General features: G+C 46.5%; 16 protein-coding genes, 2 tRNA genes and 1 pseudogene. 10 read left to right on the forward strand and 9 right to left on the reverse strand.

Features of this window, described 5'->3' with window-relative positions; translation table 11 throughout:
• Positions 1 to 26: 26 nt before the first annotated feature.
• From uvrC to GL2_RS16920, 3 genes are all read left to right on the forward strand, one after another.
• Positions 27 to 1,841 carry an excinuclease ABC subunit UvrC gene (uvrC, locus tag GL2_RS16910; RefSeq protein WP_143731744.1) on the forward strand — a complete coding sequence of 605 codons (1,815 nt, stop codon included), beginning with the start codon at positions 27 to 29 and terminating at the stop codon, positions 1,839 to 1,841.
• A gap of 103 nt (positions 1,842 to 1,944) precedes the next feature.
• Complete coding sequence (pgsA, locus tag GL2_RS16915; RefSeq protein WP_143731745.1) at positions 1,945 to 2,511, forward strand: CDP-diacylglycerol--glycerol-3-phosphate 3-phosphatidyltransferase; 567 nt, start codon at positions 1,945 to 1,947, stop codon at positions 2,509 to 2,511.
• Between the two features lie 258 nt (positions 2,512 to 2,769).
• The gene (locus tag GL2_RS16920; RefSeq protein ID WP_143731746.1) at positions 2,770 to 4,479 is read left to right on the forward strand and encodes a sulfatase-like hydrolase/transferase; all 1,710 of its coding nucleotides are present in this window, start codon (positions 2,770 to 2,772) and stop codon (positions 4,477 to 4,479) included.
• Between the two features lie 262 nt (positions 4,480 to 4,741).
• Here GL2_RS16920 and GL2_RS16925 read toward each other — a convergent pair whose 3' ends face one another.
• Positions 4,742 to 5,215 carry an LEA type 2 family protein gene (locus tag GL2_RS16925; RefSeq protein WP_172621185.1) on the reverse strand — a complete coding sequence of 158 codons (474 nt, stop codon included), beginning with the start codon at positions 5,213 to 5,215 and terminating at the stop codon, positions 4,742 to 4,744.
• Positions 5,216 to 5,394: 179 nt separating this feature from the next.
• On the opposite strand from GL2_RS16925, the gene GL2_RS16930 reads away from it, so the two are divergent.
• A complete protein-coding gene (locus GL2_RS16930; RefSeq protein WP_143731748.1) occupies positions 5,395 to 6,558 on the forward strand; it encodes a dipeptidase in 1,164 nt (387 codons plus the stop codon).
• A gap of 26 nt (positions 6,559 to 6,584) precedes the next feature.
• On the opposite strand, the gene GL2_RS16935 is transcribed toward GL2_RS16930, so the two are convergent.
• Positions 6,585 to 6,911, reverse strand: a complete 327-nt coding sequence (locus tag GL2_RS16935; RefSeq protein WP_143731749.1) for a YceK/YidQ family lipoprotein — start codon at positions 6,909 to 6,911, stop codon at positions 6,585 to 6,587.
• A gap of 172 nt (positions 6,912 to 7,083) precedes the next feature.
• Here GL2_RS16935 and GL2_RS16940 point away from each other — a divergent pair, with 172 nt between their 5' ends.
• Positions 7,084 to 7,503: a GFA family protein gene (locus GL2_RS16940; protein WP_143731750.1), complete on the forward strand. Its 420-nt coding sequence runs from the start codon at positions 7,084 to 7,086 to the stop codon at positions 7,501 to 7,503.
• Between the two features lie 142 nt (positions 7,504 to 7,645).
• On the opposite strand, the gene GL2_RS16945 is transcribed toward GL2_RS16940, so the two are convergent.
• The 3 genes from GL2_RS16945 to GL2_RS16955 form a co-directional block, all read right to left on the reverse strand.
• Positions 7,646 to 8,347: a glutathione S-transferase family protein gene (locus GL2_RS16945; protein ID WP_143731751.1), complete on the reverse strand. Its 702-nt coding sequence runs from the start codon at positions 8,345 to 8,347 to the stop codon at positions 7,646 to 7,648.
• A 66-nt stretch (positions 8,348 to 8,413) separates the two neighbouring features.
• On the reverse strand, positions 8,414 to 8,956 hold the full coding sequence (gene sigZ, locus GL2_RS16950) for an RNA polymerase sigma factor SigZ (protein WP_143731752.1): 543 nt from the start codon (positions 8,954 to 8,956) through the stop codon (positions 8,414 to 8,416).
• A gap of 370 nt (positions 8,957 to 9,326) precedes the next feature.
• On the reverse strand, positions 9,327 to 9,866 hold the full coding sequence (locus GL2_RS16955; protein WP_143731753.1) for a Dps family protein: 540 nt from the start codon (positions 9,864 to 9,866) through the stop codon (positions 9,327 to 9,329).
• Positions 9,867 to 10,141: 275 nt separating this feature from the next.
• On the opposite strand from GL2_RS16955, the gene GL2_RS16960 reads away from it, so the two are divergent.
• The 4 genes and pseudogenes from GL2_RS16960 to GL2_RS16975 all read left to right on the forward strand — a co-directional run bounded on the left by GL2_RS16960 (position 10,142) and on the right by GL2_RS16975 (position 13,987).
• Positions 10,142 to 10,690 carry an NADPH-dependent FMN reductase gene (locus GL2_RS16960; protein WP_143731754.1) on the forward strand — a complete coding sequence of 183 codons (549 nt, stop codon included), beginning with the start codon at positions 10,142 to 10,144 and terminating at the stop codon, positions 10,688 to 10,690.
• Between the two features lie 184 nt (positions 10,691 to 10,874).
• Complete coding sequence (gene lepB / locus GL2_RS16965; RefSeq protein WP_143731755.1) at positions 10,875 to 11,525, forward strand: signal peptidase I; 651 nt, start codon at positions 10,875 to 10,877, stop codon at positions 11,523 to 11,525.
• A 950-nt stretch (positions 11,526 to 12,475) separates the two neighbouring features.
• On the forward strand, positions 12,476 to 12,946 hold the full coding sequence (locus tag GL2_RS16970) for a DUF6265 family protein (RefSeq protein WP_143731756.1): 471 nt from the start codon (positions 12,476 to 12,478) through the stop codon (positions 12,944 to 12,946).
• A gap of 194 nt (positions 12,947 to 13,140) precedes the next feature.
• Positions 13,141 to 13,987 (forward strand): annotated as a pseudogene (locus tag GL2_RS16975) (integrase core domain-containing protein).
• A 66-nt stretch (positions 13,988 to 14,053) separates the two neighbouring features.
• Here GL2_RS16975 and GL2_RS16980 read toward each other — a convergent pair.
• On the reverse strand, positions 14,054 to 14,551 hold the full coding sequence (locus GL2_RS16980) for a 6-carboxytetrahydropterin synthase (RefSeq protein ID WP_143731757.1): 498 nt from the start codon (positions 14,549 to 14,551) through the stop codon (positions 14,054 to 14,056).
• Positions 14,552 to 15,089: 538 nt separating this feature from the next.
• On the opposite strand from GL2_RS16980, the gene folE reads away from it, so the two are divergent.
• Positions 15,090 to 15,632, forward strand: coding sequence for a GTP cyclohydrolase I FolE (gene folE, locus GL2_RS16985; RefSeq protein ID WP_143732939.1), 543 nt, complete (start codon positions 15,090 to 15,092; stop codon positions 15,630 to 15,632).
• 776 nt (positions 15,633 to 16,408) lie between these two features.
• Here the strand turns inward: folE and GL2_RS16990 are convergent.
• From GL2_RS16990 to GL2_RS17000, 3 genes are all read right to left on the reverse strand, one after another.
• A tRNA-Leu gene (locus tag GL2_RS16990) sits at positions 16,409 to 16,495 on the reverse strand.
• A 91-nt stretch (positions 16,496 to 16,586) separates the two neighbouring features.
• Positions 16,587 to 16,660 (reverse strand) — tRNA-Cys (locus tag GL2_RS16995).
• 494 nt (positions 16,661 to 17,154) lie between these two features.
• Positions 17,155 to 18,369, reverse strand: a complete 1,215-nt coding sequence (locus tag GL2_RS17000) for a hypothetical protein (RefSeq protein WP_232053663.1) — start codon at positions 18,367 to 18,369, stop codon at positions 17,155 to 17,157.
• Positions 18,370 to 18,684: the final 315 nt, after the last annotated feature.

An 18,684-nucleotide genomic window follows, 5' to 3' on the forward strand; every position in this document is an offset into this window, starting at 1 on the left:
GCTGATTCTATCGTACCGGTTATCAGATGTTTGATAGCAAGCGTTTTCTTCCTTCGGTTACCCGCAAGCCCGGCGTCTACCAGATGTTCGATGCGGATAATAAAATTCTTTATGTCGGTAAGGCGAAAAACCTTCGCAATCGACTGTCGAGTTATTTCCGTAGTTCTGGTCTTACCACCAAGACCATGGCATTGGTCCAGCGGATCGGCAATATTGAGGTAACCGTTACTCGTAGTGAGACAGAGGCGCTGGTACTAGAGCAAAGCCTGATCAAGTCCCAGCATCCGCCTTACAATGTCATGCTCAAGGATGATAAGGGCTACCCCTATATTTTTCTTTCGAGTGTCGATACGTTTCCCCGCATAGCCTTGCATCGTGGAGCCAAGCGAAAAAAGGGTCGTTATTTCGGCCCTTTTCCAAATGCCTCCTCGGTGCGCGATAGCCTGAATTTTTTGCAAAAGACTTTTCGGATTCGTTCTTGCGAAGACAGTGTGTTTCGCAACCGATCCAGACCCTGTCTGCAGTACCAGATAGATCGCTGCACCGCCCCATGTGTGAAATTTATCAATGAGGAAGAATACCTTCAGGATGTACGCCACGCGGAAATGTTCCTTACCGGTAAGAGCGACAGCATAATCCGTGAGCTTGCCGACCAAATGGATGAGGCTTCCAAAGCACTGGAATTTGAAAAGGCCGCACGCCTGCGCGATCAGATTTCCGCTTTGCGACGCCTCCAGGCCGATCAGGTTGTCGAGGGGGGTACTGGCGATGTCGATGTGTTGGGTGTTGCAACCGAAGGCGGCAGCTGCTGTGTGCACGTATTGTTTATTCGTCAGGGGCGTATTCTTGGCAGCCGCAGTTATTTTCCCAGTGAGCGCTTGGGGCTGGAGCCCGCGCAATTGCTATCGGCTTTTGTGCCCCAGTTCTACATCGGAAATACAAGGGAAATTCCTCGTGAGATCCTTGTGTCAGAATCTCTTGAAGATATGGAGCCACTGCAACAGGCTCTCAGCGCTCAGGCCGGGCACGATGTGTCGATTGCACATCGATTGCGGGGCAAGCGAGCGACTTGGGTGGAAATGGCTCAGCAAGCCGCACAGCAGAATTTGAGTAGCCGTACTGCTGCACAGCAAAAGTTATTTGGACGCTTTGAGGCCTTGCAGGAAATACTGGGGCTGGAACAATTGCCGGAGCGGATCGAGTGTTTTGATATCAGCCATTCATCAGGCGAAGCTACCGTTGCTTCCTGCGTGGTTTTTGATACCGGTGGTGCTGTCAAGTCAGATTACCGACGTTTTAACATCGAAGGTATTCAGGCTGGGGATGATTATGCAGCCATGGGGCAGGCCCTGAAACGGCGCTATACACGCTTGTCTGGTGGCGAGGGTAAGTTTCCCAATATTCTGTTGATCGATGGCGGTAAAGGGCAGGTGAGCCAGGCTATCGATTCCCTCAATGAGCTAGGCGTTGTTGGCGTGCAGATTATTGGTGTTGCCAAAGGAACCACTCGTAAAGCGGGATTTGAAACCCTGCATGTGGTTTCCACTAACAAAGAGCTTGTACTCTCTGCCGATTCACCTGCCTTACACTTGATTCAACAGGTACGCGATGAGGCGCACAGGTTTGCCATTGCCGGGCATAGGGCCAGGCGTGATAAAAAGCGCCGGGAGTCACCTCTCGAAGGCATAGCAGGAGTAGGGCCCACACGGCGAAGAGCGTTGCTGCGTCATTTTGGTGGTTTACAGGAAATTAAGAAGGCTACTGTGACAGAAATTGCGAGTGTGGAAGGTATCAGTCATAAACTCGCACAAGATATATACTCCACACTGCACCACGAATAGGATGTGCCTTAGCTTGGTGAAATATTATCCAGCTTATTCACTGAGCGTTTCATTTTGTGCTTTGGCTTGTTAACGTACGCCCTCCACAAGAACAGAGAAAAGTATGACACTCGCCAATCAACTGACATTGCTTCGCGTCGCACTGATTCCGGTCCTGGTTTTGGTTTTCTATTTGCCCTACAAGTGGAGCTATATTGCTTCCGCCGTTATTTTTGCCGCTGCCGCAGCCACTGACTGGTTGGATGGTTACCTGGCGAGAAAGCTCAATCAAAGCACGGCGTTCGGCGCTTTTCTCGATCCAGTTGCAGATAAGTTGATGGTGGCCACGGCGCTGGTACTGCTTGTGGGTCTGCATAAAAGCGCCTGGTTCACTGTGGCGGCGGCGGTGATTATCTGCCGGGAAATTGCCGTTTCCGGGTTGCGTGAGTGGATGGCAGAACTGGGCCAGCGCAGTAGTGTAGCCGTTTCATACGTTGGCAAGATCAAGACAACTGCACAAATGGCGGCAATTATTGTCCTCCTTGCCTTTGATGTTCGTGAGTTCCCCATAATGGAAACCCTGGGCTATCTGTTGCTATACGTTGCAGCAGCTCTCACCCTTTGGACCATGGTGATGTATCTGCGGGCTGCCTGGCCTGTGCTGATGGCGGAAAATCACAAGTCTTCCTAGTTTCAACCTGCCTTGGCGTTCTTTATCAAGAAAAAAGGACGCCACTCTTCTCTCTCTCCCGAAATTCTCTTTTCGAACCGGTAGCAAATCGACTATTCCATTCGAGAGATTGGTTTGTCTAGAAATTGGCCACTTGTCGCCACATATACCGCGTGCCCATTGCCTTTCTTCTAGAGTGATGAATTGGGATGGCCGCCCAATCAGGCGGAAATACGGGACCAGTTTTTCCCCACCATAGCTGACTATGGAGAGCGGATCATGTTTACACGGCAAAAGATAGCGGGACTATTGGCGCTGCTGGTTCCGGTGTTGTTACAGGCCCAGATAGTCCACGATGCTGAGTACTATGTGCTGAAGATGCAAAATGGGGATCGGTGGGAGAAAGAGGATTCAGAAATAGCCAATCGCCTGAAAGCTTTACGGGAAAAGTATGGACGGTCGCCAAATATTGTCTTCTTACTCTGGGATGATACTGCTTTTGGCGCTGTTGGCTTCCCCGTGTTACAAAAGAATTTTGGCTATACAACGCCCAATCTGAATAAGATGGCTGCGGAAGGTATTAATTTTACCCGCATGTATTCTGAACCTTCTTGTACGCCTACCCGGGCCGCCGTGCTTACTGGCCGCCACCCGGTGAGGCATGGCATGGGGGAGGTGGGGATGCCCCATGAGTTTTCAGGCCTACGAGCAGAGGAGGTGACTATTGCAGAGGTGCTGTCCAAAGCAGGTTACGCCACAGGCTTTTTTGGAAAAGGGCACTTGGGAGATATTGAGGAGAGCTACCTGCATAACCAGGGTTTCGATGAGGCCCTGTTTACCCCCATGAACCAGATTACCTCCCTCTACAACCCTCAAGCCAATGCAGTGAATGCTGTATTGGGTATGTTTCCTGATATTTACCCCCCTGACCCCTATCGCCTGGACAGCCCCGGTCTGATCCCCGCGGGGTGGGTGATGAATATTGAGGGTGAGAAAGGACAACCTGGTCGTGAGTGGTGTGGGACATCCAACGATTGCTTTGCAAAATTCGACCCTGAAGCGGAGCGCCGTACGATGGCGTTCATTCGAAAGAACGCCGAAGCTAAAAAACCATTCTTCGTCGCATACTGGCCAAACTTCCTGAATTTTATGGCTGCTTTCATGCCTAAACCTTCTGTATCGGGATTGATGGTGGCGGACTCTTTCCCTGCGGTTGATGATTTTGTAGGGCAGTTAATGACGGAGCTGCAAGACCTGGGAATTGCCGAAAACACTCTCTTTATTGCCATGGCTGACAATGGCCCTATGGTGCACAGCCCTCCTGCAGGGTGGGGCATGCTGCCAATGCTCTATCGGGGCGGCAAAGGGGACTTTACAGAGGGTGGGGTAAGGGTTCCGGCCTTTGCCTGGTGGCCGGGGATGATAGAGCCCAAACAGGCTGTGGGGGACATAATTCATATTACTGACCTCTACACGACTTTTGCCAGAATTGGGGATGCGGTTGAGCATATCCCAACTGATCGAGTGGTGGATGGTCTGGATCAGACAGCGCTGCTGCTAAATGGCGATACTCATAGCCGCAGGGATTATGTGTTTATTTATACGGGAAAGGACCTTGGGGCTACAGTTAAAGGCCGCTATAAACGTCACTGGATTGGTGCAGGAGAGGTGGCTTCTTCGGGGATGCCGGAAGCCTATTATGATCTCTATATGGACCCGCGCGAAGAGTACCCGCAACTCGTGCCCCTGATCCACACCCAGGGACAATTCAATCACATGGTGGCTCGGCACCGACTCTTTAAGAAAAAATACCCTGATGTACCCAGTGGCAGGGGTATTCCCTATACCGGACTTGCCAATGCGCGCCCTGAAACCAAAGCTATTGGCCAGCGGGTACGGGCGGTTATGGAGGAAATGCCATTTAGTCTGGAGGAGTACCTGGAGTTTCAGATCCCGGGGGCAGACAAGGTTGGTGACTGGGGGCATTAACTATTGGCCTGCGAGTTTGAAGAAACTTATTTGGTCAGGCGAAAGGGCAGGTTAAGAGCGGCGAGAAACATAAAAATACCCCGCTTCTGATTACCGGGCTGCTTAAAGTGGGCTATCAATCAGAGCCCAATGCGGATGACGCCCTCTGAGACAAAACAGGTCTCCATGGGCAGCTTTGTAACGCCTTAAACAAGGAAATTTGAGGGCTTCGATTATAGGGGTAAAAAGTTTGCCCTGTTACATAATGAAGCCCGCGGACGTTTCAACGATACTGGTTTAGGTTAATCACCCCACTTCTATTAACCTTGATTGAAGGGAGCAGTGATTTACTCAAACCTATCTTCGCCTCCAGTTCATAAGGTATGGAACTCTGGTTCAGATTAATGAGGTCAACAGCTGCGAAGATAGAGCCTACCAGGCTGGCTGTAGCATCCACGGCAATATCGTCCTGGCCGTAAGGGGCAATGGGCATAAGGTTATTGGAGGTGCCCGTCAGTATTTTATGTCCCCCCAGCCGCAGGGTGTAGTAAAGACCCGAAAGTCCCAGTTCGCTATTGTTGGGATTAAAGACTCTAAGATGAATTCGGAATTTTAGATTATTACCAGTGCTTGCCGGTAGAGGTTCAACTGCGACTACCTCTACCTCGGGTTTCTGGAAATTAGGTGAAAGTGCCGCGCATCCGCTGAATACTACTGCAACCAATAGTAACAGAGTGAATTGATAGTATTTTGCCACCGTGATTCCTTGTTCGTTCTATTTACTGGTTCATACACCTGGTTGAAATTACTTGGTGTACATGTTTTGGGCTTTCCGAATATATGTTGTTCGTCGGCGGCTTCTTAACCTATAACGCCCATGACATACCGCAACTTCATAGGTTATAACCCCACCATTACCAACAGAGGGAAACCATAATGAGGTCCTGGCTTGTATGTTTGACAGCACTGGTACTGATATTGTTCTCGAGTTGGAAGTGGCTTTTGCTTCCAGGTGTTGAGCAAAAATTAAACAAAAAGGGTGCTGGCGATCATACCGAGATTACTCAGAAAGCTAAAGCACTACATAGGACACTCGTTGTTGGCGACTTACATGCAGATAGCTTCCTTTGGGCTCGTGATTTATCAAAAGAAGCCAGCTATGGTCACCTGGATTTACCGAGAGCCCAGCGCGGCAATCTTGGGATACAGGTCTTTACTTCAGTTACAAAGTCCCCAAGGGGGCAGAACTATAATCATAATTCGACAGATGCCGGGGATAATATAACTCTACTTGCGATTGCCCAGGGGTGGCCACCCAGAACCTGGGGTAGCCTTCTTCAGCGCGCGCTCTATCATTCTGGACGGGCTACTGCACTACAACAATCCTCTCCTGAGCAATTTCGCATCGTGCGTACCGCAGAGGATCTGCGTCAGGTACTTCAGGCCAGGGAGCAAGGCGCTAATACTCTTGCGGCAATCCTTGGTATTGAAGGAGCCCATCCACTGGAAGGGGATTTATCCAACATCAGCCGCTTATACAATGCCGGTTTTCGGGTGATGGGGTTGCAGCACTTCTTTGATAATGAGCTGGGCGGATCACTGCACGGCCAAAGTGGAGGCGGTTTAACGGAGTTTGGTCGAGCTGCGGTGAAGGAGATGGATCGTCGTTCGATTATTATTGACGTAGCTCATTCCTCTGAGTCTGTTGTTAAGGAGGTGTTGGCACAGTCCGGACGGCCATTGATTGTTTCTCATACAGGGCTAAAAGGTAGTTGTGACTCACCGCGTAATATTAGCGATGCCCTGATGAAGAAAATAGCAGAGCGAGGAGGCTTGATTGGCATCGGCTTTTGGAAGGGCGCGGTATGTGATAACAGCCCCCGCAATATTGTCAAAACACTGCGCTATGCTATAGGGCTGTTGGGGGTGAACCATGTTGCTCTTGGGTCAGATTATGATGGCAGTGTAGAGGTCTCATTTGACGCGGGTAACTTGGGGGTGCTGACTGCCGAAATGTTGCTCCAAGGGTTTACCGAGGAAGAGATTCGCAAGGTGATGGGGGGAAATATACGGGAGTTCTTCCTCAAGCACTTGCCCTAGCAGCTTATCATCTTCAATGCAGGGATTTACTGGTAAATATGCTCGCGTAAATCAAAGTTGCCATGCATATTTTGAGTGTAAATAGTGTAAGGGAGTGCAGCTGTATCCAGGGCTGCCGAAAACACTGAGTCAACTACTGTACAGGCCAATATTATGGTGCCGAAATTCTTGGGTTTGGAGTTCATTTTACAGATATTGTATGCAACTCCACTGTAGATTCGGGGGAGGGTTTCACAGTATGAACCTTCCTTCGTTAGAGCACTTCCCACAGTATAGTTGTCCCCACCAACGGTATTGGCTGTGCCACATCCAGCCAATATCAAAGTGAGTGCGACGGTGATAACTCTATTCATCTCAATGCCTTTTGATCATTTGCGAAAAGATAAGTAGTTTACCATTAAATTTTTTGCGGGCTATTAATCAGATATTTTGGGCGGAGAAGTAGCTTGCTCTGCGCTTAAGGATATCCCTTATACTTGTAGGGCTGTGAAGCGATTTTAGGTTTGATCAATTATTGGAGAGGTTATGTACAAAGGAAGCTGTCTTTGCGGAGGTGTTGAGATTTCTATTCGTGGTGGACTACAGGATATTATTCATTGCCACTGTTCGCTTTGTCGCAAATCCAGTGGAACTGCTTTCGCCACAAATGGCTTCGTAGATACGGAGGGTCTGACTATTGACCAGGGTAAGGACCTGATTGGTTTCTTTGAACTTCGTTCCGGAAAGAAGCGTCACTTTTGCACAGTATGTGCATCGCCGATCTATAGTTCGAACTCTGAAGATCCCTCGAGGGTTCGTCTTCGCCTGGGTATCCTTGATTCAGATATTACAGAACGCCCGATCTCTCATAACTTTGTGACATCAAGGGCTAATTGGGACAGTTTGGATGCTTTGCCTCGTTACGAGGCCCACGAGCCGAATAGAGGAAAGGAAAAGAGAAGCTGACTTTCAACCAATACTTTGATATAGGGGCTTGACCACCTGGCAATGAGTTAGCTAGCCCGTGAATTATTGAGAAGCTCCGCCGAACAGGCTCTATTGTTGAATATACATAGCGCCCACATAATTGAGGGCGCTATCAAGTACTTTAACAGCAACTACCGCTGGAACAGAGTTTGTCCTGATTGTTAGTGCTGGCCGTGCTGTTACCCAGGTAGGTATTCTCTGATAGATAGAAGTCGGTAAAGCGTTGTTCAAAATCGCCAGGAACCGATTTTTCAGCGAGCCCTGTATGTAGAATTGCCCCCTGCCAAACTTTCACCTTAGAAAAGCCCGCCAGGAAATCATAACCTGAGTGAGCCTGAATAATAGACGCACGGTGAAGTAAAGGTAGCCATGCAATGTCAACATCACTCAACGTTGTACCATTAAAAAATGGTCCATCTCCCAGTTCCTCTTCAATTTTTGCAAAAGCTTGGGCAAGTTTGCCACTACGCTCTTCCAATATTTGCTTGTTTGCACTCCTCTGAGCTGAGCACTGCGCCAAATAGTGCTTTGTGGCCTGGTAACTCCAGGCCCGGTTAAGGGCACGTTGCTCCGGGCTGATATCAGGCTGCAGGGAGGGGTAGGTCTCATTCAGGTATTCGACAATCGCATCAGATTCGAATAGAGCCTGGCCACTTTCTGTAACCAGAACTGGTACCTGACCAGTAGGTGAAATTTCCAGGAACCACTGGGGTTTATCCTTAAGGCTTATATATTCAACCTCGTAGGGGATCTTTTTGGCCTCAAGCAGGGCGGTTACCCTTTGCACAAACGGGCAGATTTTGAAGCTGACAACCTTGATCACGCTTAGTCCTCACAAATGGTGGATGTACTTATAGGACGTATCCATCGTGAAAAAGACGACGTGTTTTCAACAATTTCTATGATTTTTTGACTTTGGAATGTAGTCGATCACCGTTCCGCGGTGGTCTAGCGTTAACTGGCAGCAATCTTCATAAAGCCTGCGGAGCTGCTCCCTGCCTTTTTGTACTTGTGACTTGATTGTCGAGTAGGGGGTACCATGCTCTTCGGCATAAGCCTTTTGTGACTGCCCATTGAGTTCGATTGCAGTTAAGAGTTCTGCAGTTTGTGATGGCAGTGCTCTAATGAAGGGTTCTATACACGCGGACAGACCCCGCTGCGCATCAGTGCCTTCCTCGGACAGCCAAGTGTCTTCCAAAGCTACCTCCTTTATTTTGCTGTTCTTGCGATAGAAATCTATCACCGTACGGTTGGCAATCTGAAACAGCCAGGACTTGATGCTGTCCTGGTCTCTCACCGTATGGATATTTTTATGGGTTTTTATCAGTACCTCTTGCAGAATATCGTCTACTTCATCCGGAGAAGAGATTTTGGAGTGGAGGAATGCCTTAAGGGCGGAACGGTATTCTTTCCAGATGGAATCAATAGTCATATTTTTCATCTACTACTTGGCCGCTGTGGTGCCCCCAGAAGACTGGAGGGTAGCACTTAAGAGCAGAAGCAAATTGGAGGCTGCTCATACTCTAGCGATACTTAAACTGGTCGATTAGCTTTTATGTTGCTCCAGGGTTGTAGTAAGGATCAATGGGGTAATGAATTGAAATTTGGCTCAGCTGGGCAGGAACAGACAGGAGCTTGATGTCAGTTTATCGGGTCTGCCCACCAGCGGTATACTAATGTAGCTATCCAAGCCAGGCCACGCAGGCGATCTCTTATCATACCCTCCAAACACGCCAATATATGATTCGCCGAAATCTTGTTCAATCTACTTGACGATCGGGTCAGGGATGACAATTCCATTTCTAGTGTTGAGTAAGGCCTGATCTACGGCTTGCTTCAAATAGGAACCAGGCCCGTTTTTCAGATTGGTCAATAAACTCTTCGAGCAAGCTGGCAGTTGCAACATCGTTATGTTCATCGCAGAGTTCGTGTACCTCACGCATATATGCGATCAATTCCCGATTGTCTTCACTCAGTTCCACCAGCATATCTTGTGGGTCAACATACTCAGCGTCATTGTCCGAAGAGCGCTGTAGTTTGGAGATATGACCGATGGATCGCAGTGTAGAGCCACCCAGCTTGCGTACGCGCTCAGCTAATGCGTCGGTCATGCCAAAAACTTCCTCAGCCTGATCGTCAAACAGCAGATGGTAGTCGCGAAAATGTGGCCCACTCACATGCCAATGGAAGTTCTTGGTCTTCATAAACAGGCCAAAGGTATCTGCAAGCAATGTATTCACCGCGCTGGTAATGTCTTCACGTGCGCTCTCCCCCAAGTCGGTTGGGGTATTGAGAAGAGTGCGCTCTTTGGTACGCAGAGTCTCTCTTGTTGTCTTTCGCATGGTGAACCTCGCAACAATAACGGTCAGAAAGAGAGGGGGAGGTGTGCAGAAATATGTGCCACCCAGGATCAAGATTAGACAGCGGAAGCATGACCCGCCATTCATTGTAAAGTCCTAAGGTCCAATAACTTCCTGGGGTTATGAATAAATCATAAGTGTCTATCCTATTTCATTGAGTTTGTGTTTACTCGACAGGAGTTAGGAGATCGCTATTTCTATGGGAGCTCAATAATAATGGCTAAATCTTTCAGATAATGGTGAGTGGAGGATTCAACATGGACCCCATCAAAGTGCTGGCCCTGTGCGGCAGTCTTAGAGTAGATTCCTTTAACAAAATGCTCATGCATCAAGCCATACAGCTGGCACCAAAGGAATTGCAATTCAGTTTGGGGGTTCTCGATGATTTCCCTTTGTATAATGAAGATGTAAAAAACTCAGGATTCCCTGAATGTGTTGATGAGTTAAACAAGCACCTGGTTAATGCTGATGCCATATTGATTGTTACACCAGAATATAATTACTCCATTCCTGGGGTGCTAAAAAATGCTATTGATTGGTTATCCAGGTATGAACCTCAAGGCTTCTACAATAAACCAGTAGCTATTATGGGTGCGAGCCCTGGCCGAATGGGTACCTGTCGATGCCAATATCATCTGCGCCAAGTGATGGTTTTCCTCAAGGCATGGGTCCTCAATGAACCAGAGATTATGATCAGTGATGCCCCCAGCGCTTTTGATCAGCAGGGGCGATTAGTGGATAAAAGGATAGAAAAACTGATACAGAATCAGATGCAAAACTTATCAAAAATGCTCCGTACAGTGTGAAAGCCAAAGTGTAACTTACAATAACTATTTTGCTCAATACACGACAGCTATCCAGGCTTGGGGATCTGTAGAGGTTTGCGTTGAATGGATATTACTAGTGCGATGAATAGCCTTGAGTCAGTTGTTTATTGTCTTTAGCCTCAAGGTATCGTGTATCGCGTTAATCAAGCAAAAGGGCAGTGCGATGAAAAATGTAATATTTAAGCGTTGGGGGGCAAATAAATCTCTACTGTTGTTCTTGGCTTTAATGCTTGTTTTTAGAAGTGCCGTAGCTGATTGGAGTGATGTGCCAACGGGTTCTATGAAGCCGACAATTGTTGAAGGGGATCGAATTTTTGTGAATAAGATGGCTTATGATGTTCGTGTGCCATTCACTCATGCTTCTCTCTATCAAGTTTCAAATCCATCGAGAGGCGACATAGTGGTTTTTGATTCAGAGGTTTCTGGGAAGAGACTCGTGAAGCGGATTGTCGGCATTCCTGGAGATTTTGTTGAGATGAAAAATAATAGTTTAATAGTAAATGGCCAGCAGCTCGACTATCAGTTTGTTAGCGACAATGGCATGACTCTAGATAAGAGAGAGAACCTATTGGGTGTTAAGCATTTGGTCAGAGTTAGTAAGCATCGAACATCTTTTTCAAGCTTCAATGTTGGTGCTATTCCCTCAGGTTACTATTTGGCTTTGGGAGATAATAGAGATAATAGCGCTGATTCTAGAGTGATAGGCCTTATTCCCAGGAGGGAAATAGTCGGCAGGACGGATAGTGTAGTTTTATCGTTGAGTTATGATAATTACTTTATTCCGCGCAAAGGACGTTTTTTCAAGCGTTTGTAATTTTTCCTGATCAGGTTGAAGCAAATTGTGAGTGGTTTAGGTTTCAGGAATATGTGGTAGGACACTGCTGGTAGCTTTGCTCTTCAAGTGAATGTGGTTAGGTTGTTGGTCATTAATGGTCGCCCCTAGTGAGTTCCGGATACCCAAGTTGATTCGCCAAAACGTACTGAGTATTTTCTGGAGGGTAAGCTCGAAGGCTGGAGAATATTCTGATCCGCTCTACCAGTTTCTTGTTTATGTGGACACGGAAAATTGCTTGGAGAGTTATGTCTTTTTTTGGGGGGGGTAGGGGAGGTCGAGATAGAATTGCTGAAATTAGAAATCAGTTTATGGTTTTGGCGGGCCGTTTGGTGCCCAGATTCGGACATTTGACTAGTTTTGTAAATGTGGCCGACTAGGTTATTTGCTTTGCGGTATATGGATTTTAATAATATTTTAGGGCTTCCTGCCTTTTGGTGATTGGCACGAGAATACAGGTGGGTGCACAATAGTGCACCAAGTTTAAACCAAGGGTATGTGGAATTTTGGTGACCCGCTACAGTGCTGCTGAAACAGTTACTACCGGCAGGGCTGGAGCTTGATGCGAGGTAGTCAGGCTTGACAAATTACAGAAAGATCCCATTTCTCAAATATTCTCTCAGAGCTAAAAACGCAACACTTCGCTGAATTTCGATCTCTTCTGTATCTCCTGGGTCTGTAAAGGGGGAAATAAGCCTATTAGGTGCAGTTTGTTATTATGCCTTGCGTGAAAGCCACCTCCTTGATCACCACCCAATTCAAGGGCTGGAGCGACCGAAAGATCCTCGGCCAAGGAGTCGGCGCAAAAGTATTAATGAAATTGATCGTATCTGTGGGGTGCTTGACTGGAGAGCGACGTTACAGCAGAACCGCCATCAAGTAATATCGTTACCTGTGGATCACATACCACTTACGAATAAAGGGATACAAGGATGAAAAAAACGGTTTGGCTATCTTTGATAATTGTAGCATTTCACTCTCAAGTTTTTGCATCTGGCAGCTGCAGCTTGAGTGATTTAGGTTGGCTTGAGGGTAATTGGTATTTCGAAACTGATAAGCTAAAAGTCATAGAGCATTGGGAAAGGATTAGTCCCAAAACCCTTGAGGGGAATGGGCTAACTAAATCCACCAGATCGGGTGATATAATTAGTTCTGAAACCCTAAGGCTGGTCGAAATGTCTGGCGAAATCTTTTACGTGGCAAAAGTCAAAAGTAATGATTTTCCAGTTCCATTCAAGCTTGTTCAATGTAGCAGTCGTCATGCTGGATTTGAAAATGTTAATCATGATTTTCCTAAAAAGCTGATTTACCAGCTAGTAGATGCGAATCATATTGATGTTTTTGTGTCAGGTGAAAAAGAAAAAGAATTCACAATGAAATACACTCGTATGAATGACATCTAAGCATCAAATTTATCAAGGTTGTAAGAGTTGGAAATTATTGCTTTAAGTAAAGGTAAGCGGTACATGGGTCATATACTTTATTAAAATATAGTTCATGTGGATTAGTTCAAGCCAAATCTGACACATCCTCTTGAAAAAGAGGGGTTTACCAGTTTTGATGAAGGTGCCTAAAAGTAAAACCAAGGATAAACCCCATGATCCATACTAATGATCACATCATCAAACACAAGACCGGATTGCTCAATCTGGCAGAAGAATTCGGCAATATCTCCAAAGCTTGCAAGGTGTTTGGTGTAAGAGTTACTTTCTATGGGTATAAGGAAGCTGTTTCAAGTGGCGGCGTGGAGGCCCTTCTTGAAAAGAATCGACGGATACCAAGCTACAAAAACCGTGTTGACACTGTCATTTAAGAGGTCGTGTTGACCTATGCCCTTACCGAATCACAGGCTCAGGCTTTGGAAAGAAAGCGGCATGATGATGAAGCCTGCGGTGAAATTGATACTCAACATTCAGGCTATTTTGGTTCGCAAGATACTTTCTATGTAGGATCACTAAGGGTGTTGGGCGTGTTTACCAGCAGACCTATGTCGATATCTATGCAAGGGTGGCGCATTGCAAGCTGTATACCACCAAAACACCATTCACCGCAGCAGACCTTCTGAATGACCGTGTATTACTGTTTACTTCATGAATGATACCGGTCGCGTATCCTAACTGACCGTGGCACAGAATATTGTGGCAAGCTGGAGTAGTTATACCTGAGTGTGAACGAAATAGAATACACAAAGACAACAGCCAGGTATCCACTAACCAACGGTATCTGTGAGCGATTCCATAAAACTATTTTACAGGAGTTCTGCCAAACCATCTTTACGTCGCAAGATCTACGGATCTGTAGTGGAGCTTCAAAAGGATCTAGACGAATGGATTGTATATTACAATAATGATCGCACCCATCAGGGTAAGAGGTGTTGCGGCCGCATACCGATGGCAACACTTGAAGATGGAAAAGGCATCTGGGAGGAAAAACTTGTAAACTGAATTTGACCTGACAGAACACCTTCTGAAAAAGCGGCAACTGTCAGATCAAGTTTGAATTGCTACATGTTAACTAATGCCGTATCTTGCCTCTACCGTCATATGCTCACCAGTAACTGTTACCTCACGTACCTCAATTTCTTCCCCGTGTTCAGTGCTACCAATAATATCCTTCATACATCCATAAAAGTATTTTGCCAAGCCCTCAAAACTGGGGGAGAAGTCCACTACGTATAATCTTAAATTGTCTTTCTCTACAATTTTTCTTATATCTGGATATAAAGGGTCATTTCGATCAACAATAAATGAATGATCCATTTGATCAATAATCTTTTGGAAGGGCGCCTTAAATAGGTCCGTATCCATAACAAAGTTCTGGCGATCTACTGTCTTGCTAGACAATGTCACTGAAACTAACAATGAGTGGCCATGCAGGTTTGCACATTTGTTATAAGGATAGGGCATATCATCAGAATAAAACTCTTTACCACGCCCTTTGCGCATGTCCTGATTCCATGTGCGATGACCCATATCTAATTTAAATGTTTTTGTGATTTGATATGTCATATAGCTATTCCTAATATGAAGCTGACCATAAAAAATAACAGCAAAAGCAAGGAGTAATGGATAGTTATATTCTATATCTTAAGTCGGGCTTAAAGTGACTCAGGGCACATGTTATTTATCATTTTAATAGATTTTACGCCAATTTTCAGGGGGAATAAGTTGCCCCTTTTCCTATATGGGCTATCCGAATCCAAGAGTGGTTTTTGAGGAAAGCAAAAAACTTTAATAGACGTAGCTCTTACAATTAGCAAGAATTAATTGTCGAAATATCTAATCGGCTCCGGATCTGACTGTATAAATGATTGGCTGATATTCTTTTTGTTTGTCTGATAAATATCCACTGAAAATGATAGTTAATTTACCGCCCTTTAAAGCAATATATGTTTAGGCTAGATTTCTAGTTATTTTTAAAGAGTCTACCCTCATGAATAGAGGATTTTGTTGGAATCTATGATGATTCTTATTGTTGGGCTACGAGTGAACAGGGTTGGAAGTGGGGTTTATACGCTCACTGCTGGAAGGTGTTGGGGTAAACGATATGAAAGAACACTACGCACGCATTATTGAGGAAATAGGTGAAGATCCGCAACGCCCAGGTCTCAAAAGCACGCCTAGGCGCGCTGCCAAGGCCATGAAATACCTGACCAGTGGCTATGATCAGACCGTTGAAGATGTAGTCAACAATGCGATTTTTCCTTTCGATAGCAGTGAGATGGTACTGGTTAAGGATATCGAACTCTATTCCCTGTGTGAACATCACCTACTACCATTTATTGGCTACAGTCATGTAGCTTATATTCCTAATGGCAAGATTTTAGGTATATCCAAGTTAGCGCGCATTGTTGATATGTTTGCGCGTCGCTTGCAAATCCAGGAGAGGCTTACCACTCAGATTGCCGAGACTCTACAAGGTATCATTGGCGCTACCGGTGTTGGTGTTGTCATCGAGGCCAAGCACACATGCATGATGATGCGTGGTCCTCAAAAGCAGAATTCAATGATGAGAACGTTGGCTATGCTCGGCACCTTTCGTAGTAACCAAGCCACACGCAATGAGTTTTTCTCTTTGCTCCGCCAATAGTAAAGTCGATTTACCGGCAAGACTGCCAATATTTACGAAATGAATTACTATTTTCCAGGCTGTCATTGAGCATATAGGAAAGCTTGAAGTCAGCATTCTCATTACCAACGAAGATCATTTCAAAAAAACTCCTTACCTGCCCTAGAGAATTTCACCAATTAGTATTTAACCATTCCAACTGCAGCACGAATAATGGCGAACCCACAGAGTTCTGACTACGTAAACAATCTTACTACATCGTAGGTAAGAGCTTCATTTCGAGTGCTGGGATAGCACACTCTGAGTGTCAAGGCATGGAAAGCTTGGAGGTTATATCGCCAATAGCCAAGAGGGTGTCCAGAGAATGGAGATTGACGCAACGAGCACAGGAAAAAAGGGGGGGGCCTGGCTGTCATAGAGTGTGCTCCTCAAAGGGATCTTCCGGCGACCACCAGATTACAAACCTCGCCCATCCTCCCCCAAAGCCTATTTCAGCCATGCACCTTTTGTTCTTGTGACATTGGCGAAATATTAAAGTAAGCGGTGTTGATGTTTAGCGGCTCGATAATTCTCTGATTTCAACTACAGGGTCGGACTGGTTTTAAGTACAGCGATCTAGTGAGGAGGTTCAGTGCAGGTTAATGTGTGACGCAATCGGGAAAGGTAACTATTTATGAATCAACAAGGATCTTTTTGCCTTGAGGGATTGAGTGGTATGAAAAAGTTTCAATCTTGAAAAGAGGATGCAGAAAATTTTTATCAAAAGGCATGTAGCTTTCTGATTTTGAAGGACTGAGTGGTGCCCGGGGCCGGACTTGAACCGGCACGGCCGTAAAGCCGGGAGATTTTAAGTCTCCTGTGTCTACCAATTCCACCACCCGGGCAGGTCCTTTGCGAGGGGGACATTAGCTTTTGCTCTTGTCCTTCATCCTCACTTCCAGCGCAATTCACAGGATTTTGCGCAGGAAAGGAAAATGGAGGCTAGGGTCGGAATCGAACCGGCGTACACGGAGTTGCAGTCCGCTGCATGACCACTCTGCCACCTAGCCTTTTTATTTCGCATGTAGTGCGAAATGGAACGCTGCGAATCTTATCGGATAAATCTGAAAAATCCTAGCGTTTTCTTATACTTACGTGCACTTGGCTGCGTAAGAGGGCGCTATTTTATGGACTCTCGAAGATTAGTCAAGCGTTGATTTCAACAATGTGAAGAAGAGGGGCAAAAAAGTCGGGAAAGTTCCTGTGGAACGGTTAGGTGTAGGGCGTAATAACTTTTAGCTCTGCTGTCAATGAGGCTATTTCCATTTGTTCTAAATTTATTTTCGGGGCCGCTGGCAATCTTTCATGGGTGTTCGATACTGTCTTTATCTGGCTAGCACGTCTCCCCCAAAGCGTGTTTAGTGGCGCCGGTAGGGCACACCGAGATGGTACTTGCCCGCTGTGTAGCATGGATGAAATCCTCCAAGTTTCACTCCTAATGGTCTTGGCCCTGACGCTCTCCCCCCCCGTCGTCAGGGCTTTTTTTTTACCCTTTGTTCGTGGATTACGGTTCTTTGCTAGTTAGATTTTCCAAGGCCAGGGTTTTTACAGGTTGGCCGGCTGCTCGCTCGGACAGCTTGCGGAATCGCTCCAGGGTAACCTCTCCGCGGGTACTGGCCAACTCTCGAGCCACATCGTCAATGCTGGCTTTTCCATCACTACTTTTGCGGATTTCTTTATCCAGTTCGAGCATGACACTGGCTGCACGGGCAGTAACTGGGCCGGAAGAGCGCTTCACCAACAGGGTAGGGGCCTTTTTACCCCATTGAGCGAGTTTATCCATCGCCTCCTCGTAGCGGGTTTCGCTAATCCCTCCAGTTCGGCGCAGAATTTCAAGCGAGTAAAATTCAGCCAAACCCTCAACAATCCAGTCACTCTGGTCATCCCCATGGATACCTGTGCCAACGTGTACCAGCTCATGAATCATGCTGCTGGTGCGATTTCCACTAATCAGAGGGCGATCGGCATGCATAAATAATGAACGAGTGCCTGATAATCCACCTCGCCACATTGGATCATCGGCGGTAACAATTAATAAATGTTCAGGGAAAAGCGGGAAGATTTTTTTCAGTTCTGGCAAATTCCAATTGAGGAAGGCGAGAATATCCTGCCTGCGGATATTTTCGTCCTTGGGGCCTGAAATTCTGGTATCTGTGCCGGCAATTATATCCTGGCGGCTGCCGATTTTGCCCACAATCATCCACCCCTTAGGCCGGACAAAGCGGCGTGTGGGGTCGGATAGCTGATAGAAGTTGCTTTCAATTTTGGGGTAGGGCAGGGCTGATGACCAATCGTTGGGCATCTCCAGTTTCAGGCGCGCATTGGAGCGCCCGCGGCTGGTTGCAGATATTGGCGCTATCAGCTTGTCACTGCGAAGGATTGCCCAGTCTTGGGTAATCCTGGAGTCATAACCGCCATTACTTCTCTGGTTGTCGATAATAAAGCTGTAGCTTAGTTTCCCCTTGCGTCCTTTGGGGCGCCAGATCGCTTTATCGCCCTTAATTTCCAGTGGATCATTGCTTTTCAGATCCTTGTACCGTCCCGAGCTTAAATTAATTGAGAGCTTACTGGGGATATCCTTCCCGCTCAGCGCCAGCTCCACTCTTGCTAGCTTGGTGTCTGGATCTATTTTCGCCGTATACAGGAGGTCGTAAGCCCAGGTGACAGGGGCGAGAGTAAAGGCAAGTACAGTAAAAGTTAATAGTCTTATTAGCATCATCTTATGGCAGCAAATCCAACAAGTCGAAGTTTTGACAGCACTCAAGCCTACAGGTGCCCGAGTGTCGCCTTCAAGCAAAACAGTCACAACCAAGTATGCAGACCCGAGGACGTATCGGTTACAAACACCAAAAAGAATACACTTGTAAAGTCGTTACCATAAATGCATTAAACTACTAATAGAAATATCTCCCTAATTACGTTAACCAATGAGAGAGGTAAATAATGCCCCAGTTTCCTTGGGGCCTGGAAAGTCTAAAAAGCATGATCTCCCTAGCAGTTGGCCAAAAAGACTTGTGGCTTTCATATAGCCAGT

It is taken from the genome of Microbulbifer sp. GL-2, from assembly GCF_007183175.1.
In the GTDB taxonomy this organism is placed as follows: domain Bacteria; phylum Pseudomonadota; class Gammaproteobacteria; order Pseudomonadales; family Cellvibrionaceae; genus Microbulbifer.